Origin of the sequence: Protofrankia sp. Cj3 (genome assembly GCF_917627355.1) — a bacterium.
GTDB lineage: Bacteria > Actinomycetota > Actinomycetes > Frankiales > Frankiaceae > Protofrankia.
The window spans coordinates 1-7,116 of sequence record NZ_CAKJTR010000062.1 but is presented as its reverse complement, the minus strand read 5'-3'; the positions used below and the strand labels follow the sequence as shown (position 1 = coordinate 7,116).

Here is a 7,116-nt window from a genome sequence, read left to right as displayed (position 1 = left end):
GACCGCCACCTGAGCGGTGCCGATTCGAACGATCTTCTCCCTGCTGTCCGTACTGCCCGTACGCGGGCCGGTCGCCATCGACCGGCGCGCCATGGGACGCGCCATGGCGATCGCGCCGCTGGTCGGCCTCGTCCTCGGTGTTGTCACCGCCCTGGCCGTGGTCAGCATGAGGATCGTCACGAAGACGCCCGGCCAGCCGCCGGAGACCCTGCTCCCGGCCGCCGTGGGGATCGCCACGCTGACCTTGCTGACCCGGGGCCTGCACCTGGACGGGCTCGCTGACGTGGCCGACGGGTTCGGCGCCGGCCGGGAACGCGCCCTGGCCGCGATGCGCGACTCCCGGCTCGGCGCCTTCGGCACGCTGGCCCTGGTGTTCGCGGTGCTCATCCAGGTCAGCGCGCTGTCCCTGACGATCAGTGAACACCGGGGCACGGTGTCGATCGTGGTGGCCGCCATGACCGGGCGGCTCGCGGCGACACTCGCCTGCGTCCGCGCGCCGGCGGCGCACCCGACCGGGCTCGGCGCTCTCGTCGCCCGCTCGGTACAGCCGTGGCAAGCAGCCTGCTCCGCCGCCGCGGTGGTTGTCCTCGCGGCCTTGGCCGGACGCTTCGACATCGACGGCGGGGATGCCGGCCGCGCGGTCCACGCGGTGACCGCCGTCGCCGCCGGGACGGCCGCGGGCTGGCTGCTGCGGCGCTTCCTGGTTCGCTACCTCGGCGGTATCACCGGGGATGTGCTCGGCGCCCTCATCGAGGTCACGGCGACGGTCACGCTGATGTTCATGACCCTGAACATCCCCGCGGGCCCGCGGATCCACCTCGGTCTGCGCTAGTGGTCGCCGCCGTGGGAACGCTCGTTCGCAAGACGGGGCTCACCTCGGCGCCATGGCCGCGGGCGCGGGCCGCGCCCGGCTCACCGAGGGGAGGCCGGGACGAACGGCGGCCGCACAACCGCCATCGTCGACAGCCGGCCGCGCACGTCCACCTGGACGGTGTCGCCCTCGCCGACGGTGCGGTCGATCAGGGCGAGCCCGATACCTGTCCGCAGCGTCGGCGAGAACGTCCCGGTGGTGACCTCGCCCACGGGCGCCCCCGCTGGGCCGTACACCGTCATGTGCGGCCGTGGAATGCCCCGGTCGGTGGCGCGCAGCCCCCACAGCAGCCGCGCCGGGCCGGTGGCGCGCTCCGCCAGCAGCGCATCCCGGCCCCAGAACCGCTGCTTGCCCCAGCCCACCGCCCAATCCACCCGGGCCTGCACCGGAGTGATCGATGTCGACAGGTCCTGGCCGTGCAGCGGATAGCCCATCTCGGTCCGCAGGGTGTCGCGGGCGCCGAGCCCACAGGGCAGGGCTCCGAGCGGGGCGCCCGCGGCGGTCAGCGCGTCCCACAGCGCGGGCGTGTCCGCCCACCGGGACACGAGCTCGAAACCATGTTCACCGGTGTAGCCCGACCGGCACACGATCACCTCTGTACCGGCACCCGGCCAGCTGGCCCGGACGAAACTCATGTAGGCCCCGCTGGTGGGCAGGCCCAGCAACGACATCAGCTCCGCCGAGCGCGGGCCCTGCACAGCGACTATCCCGAAGGCCGTGTGCAGATTGTCGACGGCCACGCCGGGCGGTGCGGCGGCGGCGAGCCGGCGGACGACGTCCACGGTGTTGGCCGCATTGGGGACGAGAAAGACCTCGGAGTCGGCGTACAGGTACGCAATAAGATCGTCGGCCACACCGCCGCTCTCCTCATCGCAGCACAACGTGTACTGGGCCCGGCCGGGAGCGATCCGAGAGAGATCATTGGTAAGAACGGAGTTCACGAAAGCCGCCGCTCCCGGGCCGTGTACCCGGGCCTTGCCGAGGTGGCTGACGTCGAAGATCCCGACGGCCGACCGGACCGCCGCGTGTTCCTTCAGGACGCCCCCGCGGGGATACTCGATGGGCATCTCCCAGCCGCCGAAGTCGGCCAGCTTGGCGCCCAGCGCCATGTGCCGATCGTGCAGCGCCGACCGCGACAGTTCGCCCATGCTCGCAGGCTAGTCCTGTCTTCCGCACGCACGTGCGGAAGACAGGACTAGCCCCGCGCCCCGCCCGCGGCACGGTGCGGGGCCCCGGCCTCGCGGACGGGGCGTCCGGCGGGGCAGCGTCCCCTGCTGTGACAGCCTCTCCCGCGGTGTTCCGTAGTCTCTCGGCATGACCGTGACTGCCGTGACGACATCATCCGTGCTGGACCTCGACACCGACGCGCTGGTGATAGGTATCGCGGCGAGCGCGGACGGGCCGATGCCGCTGGGTGGTGCCGAAACGCTGGACGCGGCCCTCGGCGGCCGCCTCGCCCAGGTGCTGGCCAGCCTCGGCGCGACCGGAAAGGCAGGTGACCTCGTCCGTTTCGCCACGCTCGGCATCCTGCCCTTCCCCACCGTGGTCGCGGTCGGCCTCGGGCCAGCCGGGCCGGCCGCCGGTGACCGTGATCGCGCTGGCGGCGGGATCGACGTCGACCACGAGACGCTGCGCAGAGCATCGGGCGCCGCGACGCGGGCGCTGGCCGGCACCGCCCGCGTCGCGACCACCCTCGCCCTGGCCGCCGGCCCGCCCGGAACAGGCCAGCTACGGGCGGTCGCCGAAGGTGCGCTGCTCGGCGCCTACTCCTTCGACACCTTCCGGGCTGCTTCCCTGGGCGACCGGCGTCCTCCGGTCCAGGAGATCACGCTCGTCGTGGACGGCCCGTCCGAGGCCGCCGCCCAGGACGCCGTGCGCCGGGCCGCCGTGTCCGTGGACGCGGTCGCGCTGGCCCGGGATCTCGTCAACACACCGCCTGGGCACCTGCCGCCCGCGGAATTCGCCGAGATCGCGGCCCGGCGGGCCGCCGAGGCCGGTGTGGCCGTCGCGGTACTCGACGAGAAGGCGCTGGCCGACGGCGAGTTCGGCGGGATCCTCGGGGTCGGCCAGGGATCGGTGAACCCGCCGAGGCTGGTCCATCTCAGCTGGCGGCCCGCTGGTACGGACCCGGCCAGCCCGCCCGCGCTGACCTTCGTCGGCAAGGGAATCACCTTCGACTCCGGCGGCCTGTCCCTGAAACCCGCGAGCGCGATGGAGTGGATGAAGACCGACATGGCCGGCGCGGCCAGCGTGCTCGCCGCTGTCATCGCCGCCGCCCGGCTGAACCTGGCGGTCAGCGTCAGCGCATGGATACCGCTGGCCGAGAACATGCCGTCCGGGGAGGCGATCCGGCCGGGCGACGTCCTCACCCTGCGAGGCGGCACCCGGGTCGAGGTTCTCAACACCGATGCCGAGGGACGGCTGGTGCTCGGTGACGCCATCGCCCGTGCCGCGCAGGACTCCCCCGACCTCATTGTGACCGTCGCGACGCTCACCGGTGCGCAGATCGTGGCGCTGGGCCAGCGCACCAGCGGTGTGATGGGCCGTGACGACGCGGTGGGACAAGTCGTCGCCGCGGCCCGCGCCGCCGGTGAGGCGGTGTGGCCGATGCCGCTGCCGCCGGAGCTGCGCAAGGTGCTCGAGTCGGCCATCGCGGACCTTGCCAACATCGGCAGCGGCAACCGGGATGGCGGCATGCTGGTGGCCGCGCAGTTCCTGAGCGCCTTCGTGCCCGATCACATGCCGTGGGCACATATCGATATGGCCGGGCCGGCCTGGAACGCGGGCGAACCATACGGTCACACCCCGAAGGGCGGTACCGGTGTGATAGTACGAACCCTGCTCCAGCTGGCCGAGAACATCTCCGCGGCGAACATCTCCGCGGCGCCAGCGCCCCACGCCGAGCCGGGCGAACAAACTACCAGCGAGTAGCGAGCGACGAACGGAAGTGGCGCGGAAGAATACCCGGCGTCATGGGCCACAGTTGCCGGGACGTGCGATGCATCCGTCCCGTGGCATGAAAGACTGAACCCATCCCAACCAGTCAACGAGAAGGGACGCCTGGCGTGGTGGACTCTGCGGCCGGTCCCGTAGACCTTGTCATCCTCGGTGGTGGTAGCGGCGGTTACGCCGCGGCCCTGCGTGCCGCCGAGCTCGGTCAGGAAGTCGTTTTGATCGAGCAGGACAAGCTGGGTGGCACCTGCCTGCACCGCGGGTGTATTCCAACCAAGGCACTGCTGCACTCAGCGGAGATCGCGGACAATATCCGCGAAAGCGAGAATTACGGAATCCGATCAACCTTCGACGGAATCGATATAGCAAAAGTCAATGCCTACAAGGACTCGGTGGTCAGCAAGCTCTACCGCGGCCTCACCGGCTTGGTGAAGGGCCGCGGCATCGAGATCGTCGAAGGGCACGGACGGCTGGTCTCCCCCACCGCCGTCGCCGTGGGCGACCGGGTCATCTCCGGCCGCCATGTGGTGCTCGCAACCGGCTCCCGGTCGAAGTCACTGCCTGGCCTGGAAATCGACCATCGCCAAGTGATCACCAGCGACGACGCCCTGGCGCTCGACCGCGTACCGGCGTCCGCCGTGGTTCTCGGCGCTGGCGCGATCGGCTGCGAGTTCGCCTCGGTATGGCGTTCCTTCGGCGCTGACGTCTCGATCGTCGAGGCGCTGCCACATCTGGTCCCGTTGGAGGAGGAGTCCAGCTCCAAGCTGTTGGAGCGGGCGTTGCGCCGCCGCGGCGTCAAACAGCATCTGGGTGCCCGGTTCGCCGGTGTGAAGAGTACCGACGCGGGTGTCACGGTGTCCCTGGAGGACGGAACGACCATCGAAGCCGAAGTGCTGCTCGTCGCGGTCGGGCGCGGTCCGGTCTCCGAAGGGCTCGGCTACGACGAGGTCGGCATCGCGATGGACCGCGGCTTCGTCCTCGTCGACCATCAGCTACGGACGAACGTGCCGACCGTTTCCGCAATCGGCGACCTGCGGCCGGGGCTCCAGCTCGCCCACGTCGGATTCGCCGAGGGCATCTTCCTCGCGGAGAGCCTCGCCGGGCTGAGCCCCGCGCACGTCGACTACGACAACGTCCCGCGGGTCACCTACTCCTCGCCCGAGGTGGCGTCGGTGGGTCTGACGTCGGCCAGGGCCACCGAGCTGTACGGCGAGATCGTGACGCACACCTACGACCTCGCGGGCAACGGCAAGGCGCAGATCCTCCAGACCGCGGGTGCCGTGACGCTGGTCGCTCTGCCCGACGGACCGGTGGTGGGCATCCACATGGTGGGTGACCGAGTCGGCGAACTGATCGCCGAAGCCCAGCTCATCACCAACTGGGAGGCCACCGCCACCGACGTCGCCCAGCTCATCCACCCGCATCCGACCCTGTCGGAGGCGATCGGCGAGGCTCACCTCGCCCTCGCCGGCAAACCACTGCACTCCCACAACTAACTCCCACAACCAAGTCCACTACGTCCAAAGCCGGTGGCGGCGCGAGAGAATCATGATCGCGTCGCCTTAAGCAGACCAGTTACTGACAGGCCCACAGCGTTTGCGGCCACTCCCCGTCGCCCACGGTCGGCCGGACGCCACGAAGGAGTCCTACCCCATGTCTGTGTCCGTCACGATGCCCCGTCTGGGTGAGAGCGTGTCCGAGGGCACCGTCATCCGCTGGCTGAAAAAGGAAGGCGAGCGCGTCGAGGCTGACGAGCCGCTTCTCGAGGTCAGTACGGACAAGGTCGATACCGAGATCCCAGCGCCCGCCTCCGGCGTGATCAGCGCCATCCGAGTCGCCGAGGACGAGACGGTCGAGGTCGGCGTCGAGCTTGCCGTCATCGACGAGGGTGCGGCAGCGGGGCAGGGCGCGCGCCAAGACCTGGCGGCCTCCACTGGCCAGACACCCGCGCCTGCCGTAGCCGTCACGCCACCGCCTCCGGTACCCCCGGCTCCCGCGCCGGTGGCGGCCCGGACACCCCCGGCGGCCGTTCCGGCCCAGGAGTTCACGCCGGCCCAGGCCGGCGAAACCCCGGCCAACGGCAACGGCTCGCTCGGGGCCTACGTCACCCCGCTGGTCCGGCGGCTCGCGGCCGAGCACGATGTGGACCTGTCCGCGGTGACGGGTACGGGTATCGGCGGCCGTATCCGCAAGCAGGACGTCATCGACGCCGCGCGCACACCGGCCGATGCGGCCGCCACGCCCACCGCTCCGGCTCCGGCTCCGGCGGTAACGCCGGCTCCAGCGGTGGCACCGGCACGGGCCGTGGCGGCGGCCCCGGCGTCCGTGTCGCCAGTGCCGTCCGTGTCGCCAGTGCCGGCTCCCGCGCCGGTTTCACTGCGCGGCCGCACGGAGAAGATGTCGCGGCTGCGATCGGTCATTGCGCAGCGGATGGTCGAGTCCCTACAGGTCAGTGCCCAGCTCACCACGGTTGTCGAAGCCGACGTCACCCGCGTGGCCCGTCTGCGGGACCGCGCGAAGGCCGCGTTCGAGGCACGGGAAGGCGTCAAGCTCTCCTTCCTGCCGTTCTTCGCGGTCGCCGTCTGCGCAGCGTTGCGGGAGTACCCGAACCTCAACGCCAGCGTCAACGTCGAGCAGGGGACGATCACCTACTACGACACCGAGCACCTGGGCATCGCGGTGGACACCGACCGGGGGCTGCTCGTCCCGGTCATCCACCACGCCGGGGATCTCAACCTCACCGGCATGGCACGCAAGATCGACGATCTGGCAACCCGAACCAGGGACAACCGCGTGTCACCGGACGAGCTGGGCGGCGGTACCTTCACGCTGACCAACACCGGCAGCCGTGGCGCCCTGTTCGACACGCCGATCATCAACCAGCCTCAGGTCGGCATCCTCGGCACCGGTTCCGTGGTCAAGCGGCCTGCCGTCGTGGATGACCCCGAACTGGGCGAAATCATCGCGGTGCGGTCGAAGGTGTACCTCGCGCTCACCTACGATCACCGGATCGTCGACGGCGCCGACGCGGCTCGTTTCCTCACCGCCGTCCGCCGCCGGCTGGAGGAAGGCGCGTTCGAGGCCGAACTGGGCCAGTAGGATCAGCTGCCGGCATCCGTGGTGGGCCCGCCTCGCCGGCCCACCACGGACAGGCAAGAATCCGACCAGTGAACATCGCTGTTACCGGTACCACCGGTCTGATCGGCTCCGCGCTTGTCCCGGCCCTGCGCGGCGGCGGGCATACTGTGCGCGCCCTCGTCCGCCGGCCGCCGCGGAACAGCCTGGAGATCTAC

The 7,116-nt window shown here is 70.8% G+C and carries 6 protein-coding genes; 5 read left to right on the top strand and 1 reads right to left on the bottom strand.

Going from position 1 to position 7,116, the window contains the following annotated elements; all coding sequences use genetic code 11:
* The first annotated feature begins 16 nt into the window (after positions 1-16).
* Positions 17-832 carry an adenosylcobinamide-GDP ribazoletransferase gene (locus MJ783_RS10780; protein ID WP_239310259.1) on the top strand — a complete coding sequence of 272 codons (816 nt, stop codon included), beginning with the start codon at positions 17-19 and terminating at the stop codon, positions 830-832.
* 80 nt (positions 833-912) lie between these two features.
* On the opposite strand, the gene gcvT is transcribed toward MJ783_RS10780, so the two are convergent.
* Complete coding sequence (gcvT, locus tag MJ783_RS10775) at positions 913-2,019, bottom strand: glycine cleavage system aminomethyltransferase GcvT (RefSeq protein WP_239310258.1); 1,107 nt, start codon at positions 2,017-2,019, stop codon at positions 913-915.
* Positions 2,020-2,185: 166 nt separating this feature from the next.
* Here gcvT and MJ783_RS10770 point away from each other — a divergent pair, with 166 nt between their 5' ends.
* The 4 genes from MJ783_RS10770 to MJ783_RS10755 form a co-directional block, all read left to right on the top strand.
* On the top strand, positions 2,186-3,802 hold the full coding sequence (locus MJ783_RS10770; protein WP_239310257.1) for a leucyl aminopeptidase: 1,617 nt from the start codon (positions 2,186-2,188) through the stop codon (positions 3,800-3,802).
* Between the two features lie 134 nt (positions 3,803-3,936).
* Positions 3,937-5,319 (top strand): dihydrolipoyl dehydrogenase, encoded by a 1,383-nt coding sequence (lpdA, locus tag MJ783_RS10765; RefSeq protein ID WP_239310256.1) that lies wholly within the window; start codon positions 3,937-3,939, stop codon positions 5,317-5,319.
* A 157-nt stretch (positions 5,320-5,476) separates the two neighbouring features.
* Positions 5,477-6,922: a 2-oxoglutarate dehydrogenase, E2 component, dihydrolipoamide succinyltransferase gene (gene sucB / locus MJ783_RS10760; RefSeq protein WP_239310255.1), complete on the top strand. Its 1,446-nt coding sequence runs from the start codon at positions 5,477-5,479 to the stop codon at positions 6,920-6,922.
* 68 nt (positions 6,923-6,990) lie between these two features.
* Positions 6,991-7,116: NAD-dependent epimerase/dehydratase family protein (locus MJ783_RS10755; RefSeq protein ID WP_239310275.1), on the top strand; the 126-nt coding region annotated here is incomplete at its 3' end.